Source organism: Thioalkalivibrio sp. HL-Eb18 (assembly GCF_000364985.1).
Taxonomy (GTDB): Bacteria; Pseudomonadota; Gammaproteobacteria; order Ectothiorhodospirales; family Ectothiorhodospiraceae; genus Thioalkalivibrio.
Genome location: NZ_KB822962.1, coordinates 82,225 through 100,804, shown reverse-complemented (window position 1 = coordinate 100,804; position 18,580 = coordinate 82,225). Strand labels below are relative to the sequence as shown.

Genomic DNA, 18,580 nt, shown 5'->3' with positions numbered 1-18,580 from the left:
CGCTCGCGCGCCCTGGGGTCACGCCTCGGGGTGCGCCAGCCAGGTCTGCGCGGCCTGGCGCAGGCGTCGAACGGCCTCCCGCCGTCCGGAAAACCCCAGTTCACGGGCCAGCGCCTCGTCATCCAGGGACTCGATGGCGGATTGCAGCAGCCTTCCTTCCGGTCCTTGCGGCGGGTGTGCAACAAGGGAGCGTCGCAGGGCGGCCCGTATCCATTGGAGCGGTCGTTGCCGCCGTGCAAAGGCTCGAATCTCTTCGATGTCCCGGGCGTGATCCCGGTCGGGTGCCGTGACGGCGGACGGCTGGATGGCTTCAAGGACCCGGCGTCGCCGGCCCGTCTGATCGCGCAGTAGCGCGGCGCCGCCCTCGCGCCAGTCGCGCGCGAAAGACGCTGCGGCCGCATCGACGAGGGCAGCGGTGTCTTGTGTCAACGCCCGGGTCAGCACGATCGACACCTCGCCGCTGGCGGGATCTGGTCGTTCCCCGACCCGCACCGGCTGCCAGCCTGCCTGTCCCCAGAACCGTACCAGTGCCGGTTGCAGTCCGAAGCTCGTGCCAAGCAGTGCGATGTCGTGGTGTGCCGCGCATTCCTCGACTGCGCGCAGCAGGCGGCCCCCAAGCCCTCTCCCTTGCCAGGCGGGGTGTACGGCGAGCCTTTGGATTCGCCACCAGGCCCGGGTGGCCAGAGCGAACTCCCCGCGAGCAGCCAGTGTGCAGGGCAGGAAGTGTCCCTGGGGGCGCCGCTCCCCGGCCCAGACCGCTTCCGCGAGTTCGGGCGCCAGGCCACTCTCTTTCTGGACCAGGGCAACCCCGAACAGCGCCCGGTCCTGCGCACCGAGGAGCAGCATCAGGTACGCGTCAGGATCGTCCAGCCAGCGGGCCAGATCCGACGGGCGTGTGCGATAGTGGGCGTCGGCGAGCAGGCCGGCCACGTCCTCGAGCCGACGCGTGTCACAGACGAGGCCCTTGCCACACAGCCAGTGAAATATCACGGCCTGACGGGCGGGTGCGCGACTCCTGGCCCGCATCAGGAACAGGTCATCCAGCCAGGCCTCCAGCGGGTCGCCACTCTCCCAGCGCACGGGCTGCTCAAGCCCAATCTGCCGAATTCGGAAGCCCATGCGCTGCAGGGCGGGAAGCGCGCGCAGGCGAAAGCCCTGTCCGCTGCCCTCGAAGCCGCCGGTAGTCGTCGACAGCACCAGTCGCCGGGCACGTCCCGCCAGCCGCACCAGGCGGTCGACCGGCAGCGCCGCCGCCTCGTCGATCACCAGGGTGTCGGGTGCGGTGGCGAGGGCTTCGATCTGGTCGGGGGAGCAGAAAGGTACCGACGGCCCCGGGTGGCGTTCCAGCTGACGGAAGAGCGCCCGAACGGCGCCGGCGCCGGGTGCCGTGACGACGACCGGTGTGCCGGCGCTGCGCTGGCAGGCGATCCACTCCCCCAGCAAGGTCGACTTGCCACGTCCACGATCAGCAACCAGTGCGCCACATTCCCCGGGGCCAAGTTCATCCAGGGTCACGAGCCCGCGCCGCTGATCTTCCGTCCAGGCCCAGGGAGGCTGTACGCCCGCGTCGGGGATTGGCCATTGCTCGACATCGTCATTCACCCAGTGAACGGGCGCGTGCCGCAGGGCGTTCGCCCAACGCCGGCCAAACGCCCCGTCGCCAGGTGGATCGACCAGCAGCAGGAGCACGCCGCCCCCGCGCAGCAGTCCCCCGGCGATGGCGAGGGCGTCTGCCGGGAGGGGCCAGGAGGCCTCGAACACGATCGCGTCGGCCTCGCGTCCCAGCCAGTGACCAGCCTGCGCGGGGTTTACCCGCGCCACGTCCGCTGGTGCCTCGCGGCCGACCCAGAGCGAGCTTTTCCCGCTGGGCATCCGCCCGAGCCAGGTGGCGGCACGCTCGCGCGCCGCCTGCGACATCGGGTGGGCCAGAAGCCGCCGCCAGCCAAGGGTGGGTCTGTCCTCTGCCTGTCTCATTGGGATCCTTGTCGCATATCGGCATGGCGCCAGAGATGAATCTGCGCACGGCTGTTGAGGGTAGAGCACCTTTAAGGAAACACGGATTAATGGACACGCTCGCGACTTCGTCGCTTTTGCGTGCCAACCGGGCATGGCGACTGCCGTGCAGTCATTCTGCACAAAGGAGCCGCAACGCTGTGCGGGCGCCCGTTCCGTCTGGGCACGATGCTCGCAGGGGAGTCAGTATGGCGAACGAAAGGGGTTCCGGTTAGCCTGCACGTTGGTCCATCCCGGCAGGAGAGCTTGCATGAGCAATGGCGTCATTGGCGCAGCACTGGTGACGGGCAATTCCAGTGGTTTTGGTCTTGGCCTGACGCGGGTGCTGCAGGGGCAGGGTGCGCGTGTCTACGGGATGAGCCGCCGGGGCTGCCCGGAGCCCGGCGTGGCCGGGGACGAGCGCGTGGACCTGGCCGACTTCGAGGCCACCGGCACCGCGATGGAGCGTCTGCTCGACGGTGTCGATGCGCTGGATCTCGTGATCCTGAACGCCGGCCTGCTCGGTCACATGCAGCGTATGCAGGACGCGTCGATGGACGAGCTGCGCCTGCTGATGGATGTCAACACTTTTGCCAACAAGGTCATCCTGGATGCCTTGCTGCGTCGCCATATCCGTGTGGGACAAGTCGTCGCGATCTCGTCCGGGGCCTCGGTGTCCGGTCATGCTGGCTGGAGCGGCTACTCGCTCTCCAAGGCGGCGCTGAACATGATGATGCAGCTCTATGCCCACGAGTTTCCCGAGGATACCGCGATCAATGCCCTGGCGCCCGGCCTGATCGATACCTCCATGCAGGACTACCTGTGTGAGGAGGCCGACCGCGAGGCCTTCCCGGTGCTGCAGCGGCTGAAGGCCGCGCGTGGCACCGAGACCATGCCGACGCCGGAGAAGGCGGCCGAGGCCGTGCTCGCGGTACTGCCCCGGCTGCGCCAGACCACGCGGGGCAGCTTCGTCGACATCCGCCAGCTGGACTGATCCGGGTGGGGCCGATCCAGGTCTCGAGCGGCCGAAGCCTCTGAATGTCACGAAACTTTCTTGCGGGCCGGTTGGCTTTTGCCGGAATGCAGGCGTATAGTCGGGATCGTGGTCTGCGGATGAACGGCAACACTAGGAAGTTTCTAGTTTCTGAACCAGTGCTCCCGTTGATCTGTTGGCAGCATCCCGCGACCACATTTGTTAGTTACATTGAAGAGGTTACAAGTTGTGAATACTGGTGTTGTTAAGTGGTTCAACGAGAGCAAGGGTTTTGGTTTCATCACCCCCGATGATGGCGGCAAGGACGTGTTTGTGCACTTCTCCGCGATCAGCGGTTCGGGTTTCAAGACCCTGGCCGAAGGCCAGAAGGTCTCCTTCGAAATCCAGGAAACCGCCAAGGGCCTGGCCGCCGGTGAAGTGACCGCCCTCTAAGGCGCACTTCCCAAGGCTGGCGACCCTTGAGGGTCGTCCGAGAAAGGCCGCCTTCGGGCGGCCTTTTTTGTGTCTGCGGTTCCGTTATTGCGGCTTGCCGAATAACGGACAAACAGGGCCGGCGCGCCCCTTTTGAACGCTGCGCACGGCCGGGCGTATTCGATTGCAGTACACTGCGGGCCTTTGTGCATGGACCCGCGCCGCCCGCGATGAACCGCCTGTTCCGCTCCACCGCCGTTGTCAGTGGCATGACCATGATCTCGCGGATCATGGGCTATCTGCGCGACATGGTGCTGGCGGTTACCTTCGGCGCCGGGGCCGCCACCGACGCCTTCTTCGTCGCCTTCCGCATCCCCAATTTTCTGCGCCGGCTGTTCGCGGAGGGCGCGTTCAACCAGGCCTTCGTGCCGGTGTTCGCGGAGTTTCGCGAGAAACGCGGGCGCGAGTCCCTGCGCGACCTGCTGGACCACACGGCGGGTACGCTGATGGCCGTGGTCTCGGTGGTCACGCTGATCGGCATCCTGGCCGCACCGCTGCTGATCTGGGTGTTCGCCCCGGGGCTCGCTACGCAGGAAGAGGGACGCCAGGATCTCGCGGGGCAGATGCTGCGCATCACATTCCCGTACCTGCTGTTCATCTCGCTGACCGCGATGGCCGCGGGGATCCTGAACAGCATCGGGCGCTTCGCGGTTCCCGCCTTTACCCCCGTTTTCCTGAACCTCGCACTGATCGTCGCGGCACTGTGGCTGGCGCCGATGTTCGCGGAGCCGATTGTCGCGCTGGCCTGGGGCGTGTTCGCCGCCGGTGCCTTGCAGCTCGCCTTCCAGATCCCCTTCCTGATGCGCGCGGGGCTGCTGCCGCGGCCTCGTTTCCGTCGTGCACACGAGGGGGTGCGGCGCATCGTCAAGCTGATGCTGCCGGCCATCCTCGGGACCTCGGTCGTGCAGATCAACCTGCTGGTGGACACTCTGGTCGCCTCGTTCCTGGTGGCCGGGTCGATCTCCTGGCTGTACTTCGGCGACCGTTTCGTGGAGTTGCCGCTGGCGCTGTTCGGCATCGCGATCGGCACCGTGATCCTTCCGCGTCTGGCGCGGCAGTACAACCAGGCGGACCCGGCCGCATACGGGCGCACGCTCGACTGGGCGCTGCGTCTGGCGATGCTGGTGGCGCTGCCGTCGATGGTCGGCCTGATCGTGCTCGCGGTCCCCATCCTCGCTACATTGATCCAGTACCAGGCCTTTACCCAGTGGGACACCTACATGGCCGCGATGGCGCTGGCCGCGTATGCACTGGGTCTGCCGGGATTCATCCTGATCAAGGTGCTCGCCCCGGGGTTCTTCGCCCGCCAGGACACCAGGACCCCGGTGAAGATCGCGATCATCGCGATGCTCGCCAATATCGTGCTGAACGCCGCGTTCGTGCTGCCCTGGTACCTGTCCGGCACCCCGGGGGCGCATGCGGGTCTGGCGCTGGCCACCTCGGCCTCCGCCTACATCAACGCGGGCCTGCTCTATCGCGGTCTGATCCGCGATGGGATCTATCAGCCTGGCCCCGCGCTAAAGCACCTGCGCGTCGGGTTGCCGATTGCGCTCGGGGTGATGGTCCTGGTGCTGGCCGTGCTGTCGCCGCCGTTCGGGCAGTGGACAGACTGGACCGTGAGCACGCGCCTGTTCGCGCTGACAGGCCTGATCGCGGCCGGGACCGGCGCGCTGATCCTGACGCTCCTGGCCGCGGGGCTGCGCCCAAGGCACTTCCTCTTGCGTGAGGCCAGCGAATGATGCCGGGGCCTTGCTTAATCATTGTTTCCCTGACGGGTTATACTTGCCGTTTTGCGCGGGATCGGGGCGATGCGGCTGATTCGCGGCCTGGGGCCGTCCGACAGCAGGGCTTCCACGGCAGCGGCCGTGCATGGCGCGGTGGTGACCATTGGCAACTTTGATGGTCTGCATCGTGGCCATCAGGCTGTTCTGGGGCGCCTGCTCGAGGCGGCGCAGGATCGCCAGGCGCCGTCAGTCCTGATGACCTTCGAGCCGCTGCCGCGCGAGTACTTCGGCAGCCGGCCCGAGGCCCCGGACCCGCCCGGCCGCCTGCAGCGCCTGCGCGACCGCCTGATCACGCTCGGTGATACCGGCCTGGAGGCCGTCTGGATCCTGCGTTTCGACGCGCAACTGGCCGGGCTGTCGGCGACCGCCTTCATCGAGGAGGTGCTGCACCAGCGCCTCGGTGCGCAGCATGTGCTGGTCGGGGACGACTTTCGCTTCGGCCGTGGCCGCGAGGGGGACCAGGCCCTGATGCGCCGCGAGGGCGAGCGCCTCGGCTTCAGTGTCGAGGGCACCCCGACGGTCGCGGATGCCGAGGGCCGGATCAGCAGCACGCGGGTACGCGCGGCGGCGCTGGCCGGCGATTTTACGCGCATGGCCGAACTGCTGGGGCGGCCCTACCGGCTGCACGGGCGGGTCGCGCACGGTGACAAGCGCGGCCGCACCATCGGCTTCCCCACCGCGAATCTGCGCATGGGGCCCTGGCCACTGGCGTTGCGCGGGGTCTACTCTGGCTGGTTGCGCCGCGCCTCGGGTGAGGCGCTGCCGGCGGTTGCCAATATCGGCTGGCGGCCGACGGTGGCGGGTACCGAACAGCGCCTGGAGGCGCATGTGCTCGAAGGCAGCCCCGATCTCTACGGCGAGGCCGTGTGCTTCGAGCCGATTGCGCGGGTGCGCGGCGAGCAGCGCTTCGAGGGGCTGGACGCCCTGTGCGCGCAGATCGCCCGCGATGTCGAAACCGCCCGCGAACAGATCAGGCAACCCGGGTGAGTGTGTGCGCTCATCCGTGTTGCTTTAAAGAATTCAGCTGAAACGCGGCCCCGAGGGCCGATCCGGAAAAGACATGGCACGCAAACCGGCACCGCCGAACCCCTACAAGGACACCCTGAACCTGCCGGAGACGGCCTTTCCGATGCGCGCCGGCCTCGCCCAGCGCGAGCCGGAGTGGCTGGAGGCGTGGAAGGCGGAGGATCGCTACCACCGCCTGCGCGAGCATTGCGCCGGGCGTCCCCGCTTCGTGCTGGCCGATGGTCCGCCCTACGCGAACGGTTCGATCCATGTCGGTCACGCGGTCAACAAGGTCCTCAAGGACATCATCGTCAAAAGCCGCACCCTGTCGGGTTTCGACGCCCCCTACGTGCCGGGCTGGGATTGCCACGGCCTGCCGATCGAGCTGAAGGTCGAGCAGAACCTGGGCAAGGCCGGCCGCGACGTGGATGCCGCGACCTTCCGCAAGGCCTGCCGCGAGTACGCGCAGGAGCAGGTCGACGGCCAGAGCGCGGATTTCCAGCGCCTCGGGGTGCTGGGCGACTGGGACCATCCCTACCTGACGATGAACTACCAGGTCGAGGCGGACACCGTCCGCGCGCTGGGTCGCATCTTCAAGCGCGGCCACGTGCAGATGGGCGAGAAGCCGGTGCACTGGTGCGTGGACTGCGGTTCGGCCCTGGCCGAGGCCGAGGTGGAGTACGAGGACAAGATCTCGCAGGCGATCGACGTGCGCTTCCGCGTGATCGACGACATCGACTTCCTGCGTCGCTTCGAGGGGGCCAAGGACTCGCGCGGCCCGATCAGCGTGGTCATCTGGACCACCACGCCCTGGACGCTGCCGGCCAACCAGGCCGTGGCCCTGCACCCGGAGCTGGACTACGCCCTGGTGCAGCTGGACAACGAGCGCCTGCTGCTGGCCGAGGCCCTGGTCGAGGACTGCCTGAAGCGCTATTCGCTGGGCGAGGGCATGGTGGTTGCGCGGGTCAGGGGCCAGGCGCTGGAAGGCCTGACGCTGCAGCACCCGTTCCTCGATCGCGAGGTGCCGCTGATCCTGGGTGACCATGTGACCACCGAGACCGGTACCGGCGCGGTGCATACGGCCCCCGGGCATGGCCAGGAGGACTACGCGGTCGGCCTGAAGTACAGCCTGCCCGTGCACAACCCGGTCGGCCCGGATGGCCGCTTCCTGCCGGACACGCCGCTGTTTGCCGGCGAGAACGTGCACCAGGCGAACGGCCATGTGATCGACGTGCTGAAGGAGCGCGGCGCACTGGTCGTGGCGGTGAAGTTCGAGCACAGCTATCCGCACTGCTGGCGGCACAAGACGCCGATCATCTTTCGTGCCACCCCGCAGTGGTTCATCAGTATGGATCGCGCCGAACTGCGCGCGGACGCACTGAAGGCGATCGCCGAGACCCGGTGGATGCCGAACTGGGGCGAGGCGCGTATCCACGGCATGGTGGTCAACCGCCCGGACTGGTGCATCTCGCGCCAGCGCAACTGGGGCGTCCCGATCCCGTTTTTCGTCCACCGCGAGACCGGACGGCTGCACCCGCATACACCTGAGCTGATCGAGTCGGTGGCGCAGCGCATCGAGCAGGCCGGCATCGAGGCCTGGTTCCAGCTCGATCCGAAGGAGTTGCTGGGCGACAAGGCCGAGGACTACATCAAGCTGAACGACACCCTGGATGTCTGGTTCGACTCCGGTGTGCTGCACAGCACCGTGGTGGAGAAGCGTCCGGAACTGGGTGGACTGCCGGTGGACCTGTTCCTGGAAGGATCGGATCAGCACCGCGGCTGGTTCCAGTCGAGCCTGCTGACCAGTGTCGCGATGCGCGGCGAGGCCCCGTACCGGGCCGTGCTCACCCACGGCTTCACCGTGGACGAGAAGGGCGAGAAGATGTCCAAGTCGCGCGGCAACGTGGTTGCGCCGCAGGAGGTCGTCTCCACCCTGGGCGCGGACATCCTGCGCTTGTGGGTCGCCGCGACCGATTTCTCCGGGGAGATGGCGATCTCCAAGGACATCCTCGACCGGACGGCCGACGCCTACCGCCGTATCCGCAACACCACGCGCTTCCTGCTGGGCAACCTGAACGGCTTCGACCCGGCCGAGCATGCGCTGGAACTGGACGAGCTGCTGCCGCTGGATCGCTGGATTGTGGCGCGGGCCCTGCAGGTACAGGAGCAGGTGACGAAGGCCTATGACGACTACCTGTTCCACCAGATCTACCAGCGAGTGCACAACTTCTGCTCGGTGGAGCTGGGATCGTTTTACCTCGACGTGATCAAGGACCGCCAGTACACCACGCAGGCGGATTCGCGCGCCCGGCGCTCCGCGCAGACCGCGCTGTATCACGTGGCCGAGGCCCTGACCCGCTGGGTCGCCCCGATCCTCACCTTCACCGCCGAGGAGATCTGGCAGCTGCTGCCGGGGGACCGCCCGCACAGTGTGCTGTTCGCCACCTGGTACGAGGGCCTCGCCCCGTTGCCGGAGGGTGCCGCGTTCTCCAGCGCAGACTGGGACGGCATCCTCGAGGTGCGCACGCATGTGGCCCGTGCGCTGGAGATTGCGCGCAACGAGCACGGCATCGGGGCCTCGCTGAATGCCGAGATCGAGGTCTACCTGCCGGCGGGTTCCGCCGCCCATGGGCGCCTTGCGCGGCTGGAAGACGAACTGCGCTTTGTGCTGATCACCTCCGAGGCGCGGCTGGTGGATGGGGCCGTCCCCGACGGGGCGCATACGGCCGAGCTGGAGGACGGCACTGCGATTGGCGTGGTGGTCCACAAGAGCGAACACGCCAAGTGTGTGCGTTGCTGGCACCGCCGGCCGGATGTCGGCCAGCATGATGCCCACCCCGAGCTGTGCGGGCGCTGCGTGACGAACGTGGAGGGCCCGGGCGAGACCCGGCGCTTCGCCTGATGGGGCTGGCGCAATCGGGTCTGCGACCGGGGCTGCTGATTGCGGTCGCGGTTGCGCTGCTGGATCAGGTCACCAAGCGGTGGGCGGAGAATGCCCTGACCCTGTACGCGCCAGTGGAGGTGACCTCGTTCTTCAATCTCTCCCTGGTCTACAACCCGGGCGCGGCGTTCAGTTTCCTGGCCGGCGCCGGGGACTGGGGGCGCTGGTTCCTGTCGGGTGTGGCCGTGGTGATCGGGCTGCTGATCCTGTGGTGGCTGGCGCGGCTGCCGCGCCAGGCGCGCTGGTCGGTCGCCGCCCTGGGACTGGTGCTGGGTGGGGCGATCGGTAACCTGATCGACCGCATCGCCCATGGCCGGGTGATCGATTTTCTCGATTTCCACTGGGCCGGCTATCACTGGCCGGCGTTCAATGTGGCCGATATGGCCATCGTCGTCGGCGCGATCACCCTGATCGTGGCAACTTTTATTGAAGGCGACCACAGCGGCTCGCCGACGGATTCGCGGGAGTAAGCATGACAACGGTAACCAAGGGCGCGACGGTGGAGATGCACTACCGCCTGATCCTGGACAACGGCTTTGTCGTGGATGGCACCGACGAGGAGACCATCCGCCTCGAGGTCGGGGCGGGCGAGATCCTGCCCGGGCTGGAGGACCTGCTGGTGGGGCTGGAACCCGGGGATCACCGGGAATTTGCGATCGAGGCCGGGGCCATGTTCCCGTTGCGGGACAATGCGGCGGTGCAGACGATGCCCCGTTCACAGTTTCCGGCGGACATGCCGCTGCAGAAAGACTACATTTACGAATTCACCAGCCCGTCGGGTGATGCGGTCCCGGGCCGCATTGAAGAGGTTGGCGACGAGTCCGTCACCGTGGACTTCAACCACCCCCTGGCCGGGCAGTCGTTCACCTTCGAGGTGGATGTGATCGCGGTGCACGAACCGCAGTAGCACGGAGCCCATCATGAGTATGCAGGTCCAGCTCGCCAATCCGCGCGGTTTCTGCGCCGGGGTCGAGCGCGCCATCGAGATCGTCGAACGCGCGCTGGAGATCTACGGCGCCCCGCTCTATGTCCGCCACGAGGTCGTGCACAACCGCCACGTGGTCGGACGCCTGGAGGCGGCCGGCGTAAAGTTCGTCGAGGAGCTGGACGAAGTCCCCGATGGCCAGGTGGTGATCTTCTCCGCCCATGGCGTGCCCAAACGCGTCCAGCAGGAGGCGGAGAACCGCGGCCTGACCGTGTTCGATGCGACCTGTCCGCTGGTGACCAAGGTCCACCTCGAGGTCGCGCGCTATGCCCGCGAGGGCCGCGAGGTGGTGCTGATCGGCCACGCCGGCCACCCCGAGGTCGAGGGGACGCTGGGCCAGTTCGATGACACCCAGGGCGGGCGCATGATGCTGGTCGAGACCGTCAAGGATGTCGCCGGGCTCGAGGTCGCCAACCCCGACCGCCTGGCCTTTGTCAGCCAGACCACGCTGTCGATGGACGACACCGCCGAGATCATCGACGCCCTGACCGCGCGCTTCCCGAAGATCGAGGGACCGCGCAAGATGGACATCTGCTACGCGACCCAGAATCGCCAGGACGCCGTGAAGGACCTGGCGAAACAGTGCGATCTGCTGCTGGTCGTCGGCTCGAAGAACAGCTCCAATTCCAATCGCCTGGCCGAGATCGGTGCCCGCCTCGGCATCGAGTCCCATCTGGTCGACGGTGCGTCGGACATCGACAGCGACTGGCTTGATGGCAAGCAGCGTATCGGCGTGACCGCCGGCGCCTCTGCCCCCGAGGTCCTGGTCAACGAGGTGCTGGACTTCCTGCGCGCGCAGGGCGTCGAGGCGGTCTCCGAGCTCTCCGGGCGCGAGGAGACCATCACCTTCTCCATCCCCTCCACCCTGCGCCGCGAATCCGCCTGACCCGGGCCGTCCGCGCGGCGCGCCGTGGCGATTTCCGCATGGGGTCCCAGTGCCGGATCGGCTATGCTCGGCGCTGCACGCCGCCCCACTTCGTGATCCCGAGACACAGATGATCGAACGCCCCCGCTTTCGCCTCAGCATTCGCTGTCCTGACCAGCACGGAATCGTCTCGCGTATCGCGGCGGCCATTGCCGATACCGAGGGCTGGATCACCGAGGCCGCCCAGCACACCGACGAAGAGGCGGGCTGGTTCTTCATGCGCTGGGTGTTCTCGCTGCCGGCCGATGGCGAGCCCCTGCTCGAACAGCGGCTGGCCTCCCTGGCACCCGAGCTGCGCATGGACTGGTGGCTGAACAATGCCGATACCCGTCCACGCGTCGTGCTCCTGGCCTCGCGAGAGCCGCATTGCCTCAGCGACCTGCTGGCTCGCTGGAGTGCGGGCGAACTGGCGATGGAGATTCCCGCGATCCTCTCCAATCATCGAGACCTGGAGCCGCTGGCCGCCTGCCACGGGATTCCGTTCGAGCACATCCCGGTGCCGAAGGACGGTCGCGAGTCCGCCTTCGCCACGCTCCAGGAGCGCCTGGCCCACCTGGAACCGGAGACCATCGTGCTCGCCCGCTACATGCAGATCCTCCCGCCGGGCCTGTGCGCGGAGTATCCCGAGCGCATCCTCAACATCCACCACAGCTTCCTGCCCTCGTTCGTCGGTGCCCGCCCCTATCACCAGGCCTTTGCCCGCGGGGTCAAGCTGATCGGCGCGACCTGCCACTACGTGACCGACGAGCTGGACGCCGGCCCCATCATCGAGCAGGACGTCACCCGCATCCGCCATGACGACGGCGTGCAGGACCTGATCCGCAAGGGCCGCGACGTCGAACGCTGGGTCCTCGCCCGCGGCCTGCGCTACCACCTCGAGGGCCGCGTCCTCACCCACGGCAACAAAACCATCGTCTTCGACTGATCGCCTTGCCGGGGCTGAGTCTGGCCCTTCTTCTTGGCGCCTCCGGGCTGAGTTATTGCATGCCCGGAAAGTGGCGTCGGGCCGCGCGCTGCGCGCTATTCTCTAGGGGTCAGCAACGGGGCTGGAGGGCGCGGCATGTGGGGCTGGGGAGACCGTCTTGGGGACCTTCGGCGGCCCGTTTGTTACCGGCGCCCGCGGGTCCCGTTCTGGATGGCGATACCGCTTGCGCTGCTCGTCCTGGTGGTTGCGCCGGGCCAGGCGCTCGCCGATCCGCTGCCCGATACGGCCGAGCGGGTAAAGGCCTCGGTGGTGAGTATTGCGACCTATCAGCCGACCCGCAGCCCGCGCGCCCAGTACCTTGGGACCGGCTTTGTGATCGACGATGGCCGTCTCGTGGTCACCAACGATCATGTCCTGCCCGGGAATCTGGACCAGGACAACCGGGAACGACTGGTGGTGGTCAGTGGCCAGGGTCGGGACAACACGATCCATCATGCCGAGGTCGTGGCCCGCTCCGCGAGCGATGACCTCGTCCTGCTGCGCATCGCCGCACCCTCCCTTCCCGCGCTGCAGCTCGGCAACTCCAGCCGCGTACGGGTCGGAGAGGAGGTCGCGTTCACCGGTTACCCCATCGGCATGATCCTGGGGCTGTACCCGGCCACGCATCGCGCGGGCATCTCGGCGATGACCCCGATGGCGATCCCGGCGCGCCGTGCCGCGGAGCTGGATGACAGCCGCATACGCGCCCTGCGCAATGCCCCGCCGATGGTCTTCCAGCTGGATGCCACGGCCTATCCGGGCAACAGCGGCAGCCCCCTGTACCGCAAGGACACCGGCGAGGTGATCGGGGTAATCAACCAGGTCTACGTCCAGGGCGGGCGGGAAGCGGCCGTGCGCAACCCGAGCGGGATCACCTACGCAATCCCCTCGGACCGGATTCGTCCCCTGCTGGAACAGTACCGCTCGCGAGCAGGCGATTAAATCAGCGTCTCCCTAACCGTGCTGTTCCGGCTGCGGCTGGGCTGTGGCCGTCTCCGGTTTCTCGGCGAGGAAGGCCTTGTGGAACAGGTGTCGCGCCAGCAGGCCGGCCGGCATCTTGAGCCAGTGCCCGCGCAGAAACAGCATGCCCCGTGCGAGCGCATCGCGGCGGGGGGTGATCGAGCCGGCACGCGTATGCAGCCCGTGCACGAACGCCCAGCGGCCGGGGCCCCGCAGGGCAATGCCCGCGCGTGCCCGGGCCAGCCGTTTGACGGGTTCGGGCGGGACCTCGGTCAGCAGTAGCCGGTTCGCGGTCCACAACGCGCGCTCCGCCATCCAGGCGATGTTCAGGGACTCAGCCTCGGCGACAAAGTGCTCCCAGAAGGCATCGCCGTCACGGGCACCGAAGTGGCCGAGCAGCACATGGATGTCGTAGAGGTCGCGCAGGCCGCGGTCCCATTCCGTCTCCGAAAACAGGTGCACGATTGCGTGGAGTACCAGGTGCGCCGGGCACAGGATCCGGAAGCGGAAGGGTTCCGGGAGCGCCTGGCTTTGCTGCCGCAGGCGGGCGGGATCGGGATGGCCGCGAAAGGTCTCCGGAAGGATGTTGTGGTGCAGGTCCAGCGTGGTGCCGCGGTTCTGGTGCACCAGTGGCGGCAGTTCGTGCATCCACTCGCGGTAGTAGCGCTGGTCGTAGATATTGTGGTGCGTGCCCGACCAGCCTTCGAAGAACAGGAGCTTCTCGGCGCGTTCCACCTCGTTGCGGGGAAAGAGCAGGTCGATGTCGTTGGCCAGCCGCCCACGCGCATTCGGCAGCCCGGCGGCCAGGTAGGCCGCCCCTTTCAGCGCGACACCCGGACTCATCCGCGAGAGCAGCCCGTTTTCCAGGCGGTGCAGTTCCCAGACCAGGGCCTGCGAGCGATGCTCGGCGATCAGGGCGGCGCCCCAGAGTTGGCTGGCCACCGGTTCCGGCAGGCCGTCCGCCAGGCCCGCGTCGTCCGCGAGGTGCCAGAGCGTACCCGGCAGTGCGCTCTCGCGCGCGGCCGCCAGCAGCGGGGCCCATTCGGCCGCCGTGCGCTCGGCCATGCTCTCCGGCCGTGCCAGGGCCAGGCGCAGTGCGGTGTCAGCGTCCATCGGCCAGCCCGTTGAACTGCTCTATGGCCTCGTCCAGACGGCTGTAGGAAAAGTCGAAGCATGCGGACTGTTCGACCAGTCGTCCGGCGCTGTGAAAACCCCGTGCACCGAGGGCGGCGTAATTGAAGGCATTGGCGATCAGCTGCATGAACCCGGAACCCGGCGTGCGCGGTTTCAGCCGGGTGGGGGCTCCTGGCTGGTAGCGCGGGAACACGATCCACCCGGGCCGTGCGGTCTCGTGACTGCGGCGCACGGCATCCGTCGGCGGGCGCATGTGCGCTACGGCGCCCTTCAGCGTGTCCGCGATGGGCGTGCTGAGGACTGCCGAGGGGCAGGTGTCGCGGATCACGCGGATTGAGTCGTTTTTCAGGCTGACCGGCCGCGCGGGTCCGGAAACCTCGCTGGAGGCCAGGTCTACCAGTACGGACTCGTCCGTCAGCAGGCGCCATCCGTGATGGGCCAGGGCTGCGCAAAGGGTGCTTTTCCCGGAGCCTGGCGGGGCCGGCAGGATCAGGGCCTTCCCGTCGCGTTCCAGGGCGGCGGCGTGCAGTACCAGTCGATGCGGCACCTGGTTGGCGATGCACCAGTTCAGTCCCCATTCGAGCATCGGATAGGCCTGGTCGTAGGCCAGGGGCTTGAAGACGCTGCGACGGTCGGCGAGAAACAGGACCTGGGGCCGATAGAAGCGGCGGTGGGAACGCGGTGCGCGCAGCTCGCAGTGGAAGTCGCAGAAACTCGAGTGGTCGGCCACCTCGAAGTCCCGGTACAGCGACTCGATGCCCCGGGCCACGCTGGCGATGGGGCTTTGGATGCGGCTGGTGAAGGGGCCTGTGCGCAGATACAGGCCGCGGCCCGTCAGGCTGCGCTGGAGCCGGGCCTGTCCCAGGTCCGCGATCCGCATCAGGGGTGTTCCCGGATCAGATCGGCCGTTTGCAGGCTGGACAGCCAGCGCCCCAGTTCGGCCTCCGCGTCCTTCTCCGACAGGCCCAGGTGTCGGGCCAGTGCGGCCTCGTCCATTGCCACGCCCTCGGCCAGGCCGTCCATCAGCGCGGCGGCCGCGGGTGTCAGCAGGTGGGTGGTGCCGGCCCCGGGGTGAAACACCACGCACTCCTGACCCAGGGTGCGCTGTTGCAGCCCGTCAGTCCGTTGCCACCTGCGGCGCGACATATCGTTCCCCCTGGGGTCTGGCCATTACGGAATGAATGGCTCAGGCGGACCCCCAGCTCGGGAGGCCCATCGTGTTCTCCAGGAACCGATACACCTGTTCGGGGTACAGGCGGTCGCCGCCATCGGTCTCGTAGTGGCCATGCTCCAGGGTGTCGGTGACGATGTCCCGCACCAGGCGTTCGGAGAGCGGGTACCCGTTGGTGTACCTGGCATTCAGCAGTGCGGCGGTGCCGTAGCGGATCACTTCGCGTTCGGCTGCCCCCTGCACATCCAGCACGAACACCGAGGCAGAGACGGCCCCGATCATGGTGAGATCCCCTTCCTCTTCCTGGAAGCCCCGGCTCACGCCCGGGAAGCCGTAGTTCGAGTCGAACAGCACGCCGGACTCCACCGCCAGCCGCCATTCCGGATGGCTGTGGAAGGAGGCGCTGTTGAACAGCTGGCCACCACCACGGCCCTGGGCACTGACATTGCGCGAAAGACTGGCGTGCGACGGGTCATAGCCGCCACTCCAGTAGTCGGGGGAGTGGCCGCCGCAGTCCTGGGGCCCGTCGTGGCGCGACACATTGCCGGACGCCCAGCCCGAGGGCATGCAGTTCGCACCGGCCGCCTTCAATGGCGAGGCATGCAGGGTCATCAGCAGAGGGGTGGCCCCGAGCATCGCCCGGCTCAGACGCCGCCGATTGTGGCCGTGTGCATCCAGCCCCTCCTGGCGCCGGCTTGAGTCCTGGTTGTCGTTTTGTTCCATCGTGTCCCTCCAGAATTTTCGGGACCGGGCCTTGGTTGGAGCGGTATCGCGTCCAGGGAGACGCGGACAATCCAGATTCCTGGTTTGATACTAGTCCGGGTTACCCGGGTCTTCGCATTCCGTCGCGATATTTGTGTTGCCACCCGCATTCGCTGCGACAACCAAAACACAGAGCAATATCTATACCCCAAATCAACAACGATGTAATCGGCTGTTTGGAAGGCTTTTTCTCATACCAAGGGCCTGCCGTGGGCTTTTCTGAGAAGTGATTTGTAAAAGGCGCTGACAGTTGTCGTCGTTCGCCAATACCGGCGCACCCGCGGACACGCAGAAGTGTCACCCCCTTTTACATTCAGTCTTTGCGTGCACGCAGGATGAACGAGTGACACAACCGCTCCGCGATCCACGGCGATGCCTGCCAAAGGGCCCTCGCCCAGCGGCTTTCGGCCGGGCCCTGGAGCCCATGCAGTCGGCCCGGGACCAGGGGCAGCCAGTAACACGCCAGCGACCGCAGGCCGGCCGCCCTCGCGGCCGCCTGCAGCGAGTCGGGCGCCTCGTAGCGCAGATGGGGTGCCTTTCCGGCCCGGACCCGTCGGCGTTCCTGCAACACGGTGGGCCAGGTCCTGGCGTTCAGCGCATCCACCCAGATCTCGCCGCCGGGGCGCAGCACGCGCTGCATCTCCGCGAGGGCCGGGCGCGAGTCGGCCAGCGCCTGCATCACCCCGAAACAGAGCACGCCATCGAACTCGCCATCGGCGAACGGCAGGCGGTGGACATCCGCCGCCAGCCAGTCGATCGACGCGGGGCTGCGCTGTCGCGCCTTGTGCAGCGACGGGGCGGAGTAGTCCAGCCCGATCGGGCTGCGCCCTTCGGCCTGAAGCAGACGGGTATAGGTGCCGGCCCCGCAGCCGATATCGAGCCATCGCGCCCCTTCGGGACGGGCTTGTTGCCAGAGTGACTGGAACTGGCGTACCCGGCTGGCCAACCCGGTGGGCGTCCAGCCCGCGATGGCCGCGTCGTCGTCGCACTGGCTGCCGCGCTGGGTAAAGCGCTGGCGCCAGCGCTGCTCAAAACTGGAGTTCGTCACGTTCGTGTTCCCGCCTGGCTGGCTCGTTGATGACTGTAGACCGCCCGGCCGTGACTGGCGCCGAACCGGGCGGCCGGGTCCGGGTGCAGCTCGTGGTACTGGCTTCGGTGGCCAGGCGCGTCAGGAAGTGCAGCGCGGTCGCCATGCCCCAGGCGGCCGCGGTGGCCAGGATCAGGCTGGCCGGGTCGGGCCGCAGCCCCACGACCAGCAGCTTGCCGCCTTCCATCAGTAGCGCCACGAGCAGCCCGCCGAGGGCGGCCAGCCACTGCAACTGGCGCGGATGCAGCGGGCGCCGGATCTGCGCCAGCCATATCAGTGCGCCCAGCGGCAGATACATGGCCACATGCAGCGCCGCACTGCGCAGGGCCACGGTTTCGCCGACGAAGTAGTGGTAATAGAACGGCCAGAGATTGAGCTGGGCCCATTGCGCCGAGATGGCCGCCGGGTTCCAGTGGTAGGGGCCCAGGTCATGGTTCAGGACCAGCAGTGCCGCCCCGTACAGTGGCGCGGCAACGACCAGGAGCGGGATCGCGGCACGCTGCAGGGCCTGCATCACCTGCAGCGGCGAGAGGTATGCGTGCAGAAGTATCCCTGTGACAAACCCGGCGCCCCGCAGCACGGCCGAACGGCCCTCTGCGATCCCTGAGAGCGTGGCAAGATTCAGCGCCTCCAGCAGGATGGCCAGGAGCGCGGCCAGGATCACCAGCACGGCCCCGTTCGCGGGCGGGCGCCGCCGGAGTCCTCCGTACGCGAGCAGGATCCCGACGGGCACGCTGGCCACCAGCGTCAGTCCCAGCTCGGAGATACAGCGAAGACCGGACGTACAGGCCCCGGTGGCGACCCACAGGCCCCAGGCACTGGGGCCGAGACGCTGGCTCCACTCGGCGCTGGACAGGACCAGGTCGAACGGCGCCAGACCGATCGCGACGTACAGGAGCGCATAGGCGATCAGGACGGCAGGCACGATGACACGGTTTGGGCCTGCGAGCTGGCCTCGCCAGTGCAGCAGCGGTCGGCGCAGTCCCCACCACATCAGGGCCCCGGCCACCGCACCGAGAAAATTGCCCGCGATGTCCGCCCCGGCCGGATAGCGATAGGGCAGCCAGATCTGCAGGAACTCCGCCGTTGCCGTGGTCGCCAGCCCCAGAAGGGCGACCAGGGCGAGGGCACCCAGGTGCCATACAAGGCGATCGCGGCCATGGGTGAGCCAGGCCATCCAGAAAAAGCCCAGTGGCATGAACATCATGACATTGGCCATGAACTGGGCGCGCCCGCTGGTGCCGGGTCCCTGCAGACTCATGTCGCGGTAGAGTGACCACGCCTCCTCCAGACCCATCTCGCCGAACTCGAACGGCAGCAGCGTCAGGTAGAGGGCAAACCCCAGGGACAGCCACGCCCCGATGACACAGGTCCACAGGGCCAGTGGTTCGCGTCTGCGTGTCAT

17 protein-coding genes are annotated in these 18,580 nt (G+C 67.6%); 10 read left to right on the top strand and 7 right to left on the bottom strand.

Annotation, left to right across the window (positions count from 1 at the left end; translation table 11 throughout):
- Positions 1-18 precede the first annotated feature (18 nt).
- The gene (locus tag F813_RS0103210; RefSeq protein ID WP_012983922.1) at positions 19-1,974 is read right to left on the bottom strand and encodes a GNAT family N-acetyltransferase; all 1,956 of its coding nucleotides are present in this window, start codon (positions 1,972-1,974) and stop codon (positions 19-21) included.
- A gap of 289 nt (positions 1,975-2,263) precedes the next feature.
- Here F813_RS0103210 and F813_RS0103205 point away from each other — a divergent pair, with 289 nt between their 5' ends.
- The 10 genes from F813_RS0103205 to F813_RS0103160 all read left to right on the top strand — a co-directional run bounded on the left by F813_RS0103205 (position 2,264) and on the right by F813_RS0103160 (position 13,003).
- Positions 2,264-2,986: an SDR family NAD(P)-dependent oxidoreductase gene (locus F813_RS0103205; protein WP_012983921.1), complete on the top strand. Its 723-nt coding sequence runs from the start codon at positions 2,264-2,266 to the stop codon at positions 2,984-2,986.
- 228 nt (positions 2,987-3,214) lie between these two features.
- Entirely contained in the window at positions 3,215-3,418 is a 204-nt protein-coding gene (locus tag F813_RS0103200) for a cold-shock protein (protein ID WP_012983920.1), read from the top strand.
- Positions 3,419-3,627: 209 nt separating this feature from the next.
- Entirely contained in the window at positions 3,628-5,196 is a 1,569-nt protein-coding gene (gene murJ, locus F813_RS0103195) for a murein biosynthesis integral membrane protein MurJ (RefSeq protein WP_017925533.1), read from the top strand.
- Positions 5,197-5,265: 69 nt separating this feature from the next.
- The gene (locus tag F813_RS0103190; protein ID WP_017925532.1) at positions 5,266-6,228 is read left to right on the top strand and encodes a bifunctional riboflavin kinase/FAD synthetase; all 963 of its coding nucleotides are present in this window, start codon (positions 5,266-5,268) and stop codon (positions 6,226-6,228) included.
- 73 nt (positions 6,229-6,301) lie between these two features.
- Positions 6,302-9,148, top strand: a complete 2,847-nt coding sequence (gene ileS, locus F813_RS0103185) for an isoleucine--tRNA ligase (protein WP_017925531.1) — start codon at positions 6,302-6,304, stop codon at positions 9,146-9,148.
- On the top strand, positions 9,148-9,657 hold the full coding sequence (gene lspA, locus F813_RS0103180; RefSeq protein WP_012983916.1) for a signal peptidase II: 510 nt from the start codon (positions 9,148-9,150) through the stop codon (positions 9,655-9,657). Before ileS ends, lspA begins: the two co-directional genes overlap by 1 nt.
- A 2-nt stretch (positions 9,658-9,659) precedes the next feature.
- Positions 9,660-10,094 (top strand): peptidylprolyl isomerase, encoded by a 435-nt coding sequence (locus tag F813_RS0103175; RefSeq protein WP_017925530.1) that lies wholly within the window; start codon positions 9,660-9,662, stop codon positions 10,092-10,094.
- Between the two features lie 13 nt (positions 10,095-10,107).
- The gene (ispH, locus tag F813_RS0103170) at positions 10,108-11,058 is read left to right on the top strand and encodes a 4-hydroxy-3-methylbut-2-enyl diphosphate reductase (protein WP_017925529.1); all 951 of its coding nucleotides are present in this window, start codon (positions 10,108-10,110) and stop codon (positions 11,056-11,058) included.
- A gap of 109 nt (positions 11,059-11,167) precedes the next feature.
- Complete coding sequence (gene purU / locus F813_RS0103165; RefSeq protein WP_017925528.1) at positions 11,168-12,022, top strand: formyltetrahydrofolate deformylase; 855 nt, start codon at positions 11,168-11,170, stop codon at positions 12,020-12,022.
- Between the two features lie 210 nt (positions 12,023-12,232).
- Complete coding sequence (locus F813_RS0103160; protein WP_017925527.1) at positions 12,233-13,003, top strand: S1C family serine protease; 771 nt, start codon at positions 12,233-12,235, stop codon at positions 13,001-13,003.
- 12 nt (positions 13,004-13,015) lie between these two features.
- Here F813_RS0103160 and F813_RS0103155 read toward each other — a convergent pair whose 3' ends face one another.
- From F813_RS0103155 to F813_RS0103130, 6 genes are all read right to left on the bottom strand, one after another.
- Positions 13,016-14,134, bottom strand: coding sequence for a nucleotidyltransferase family protein (locus F813_RS0103155; RefSeq protein ID WP_017925526.1), 1,119 nt, complete (start codon positions 14,132-14,134; stop codon positions 13,016-13,018).
- A complete protein-coding gene (locus tag F813_RS0103150; protein ID WP_017925525.1) occupies positions 14,124-15,035 on the bottom strand; it encodes an HprK-related kinase A in 912 nt (303 codons plus the stop codon). Before F813_RS0103150 ends, F813_RS0103155 begins: the two co-directional genes overlap by 11 nt.
- Positions 15,035-15,301, bottom strand: a complete 267-nt coding sequence (locus tag F813_RS0103145) for an HPr-rel-A system PqqD family peptide chaperone (protein ID WP_026148120.1) — start codon at positions 15,299-15,301, stop codon at positions 15,035-15,037. The genes F813_RS0103150 and F813_RS0103145 overlap by 1 nt, the downstream gene beginning before the upstream one ends.
- A 40-nt stretch (positions 15,302-15,341) precedes the next feature.
- Positions 15,342-16,049 (bottom strand): hypothetical protein, encoded by a 708-nt coding sequence (locus F813_RS0103140; RefSeq protein ID WP_017925523.1) that lies wholly within the window; start codon positions 16,047-16,049, stop codon positions 15,342-15,344.
- Between the two features lie 352 nt (positions 16,050-16,401).
- Positions 16,402-17,136: a class I SAM-dependent methyltransferase gene (locus F813_RS0103135; RefSeq protein WP_012983907.1), complete on the bottom strand. Its 735-nt coding sequence runs from the start codon at positions 17,134-17,136 to the stop codon at positions 16,402-16,404.
- Positions 17,117-18,580 (bottom strand): VanZ family protein, encoded by a 1,464-nt coding sequence (locus tag F813_RS0103130; RefSeq protein ID WP_017925522.1) that lies wholly within the window; start codon positions 18,578-18,580, stop codon positions 17,117-17,119. The genes F813_RS0103135 and F813_RS0103130 overlap by 20 nt, the downstream gene beginning before the upstream one ends.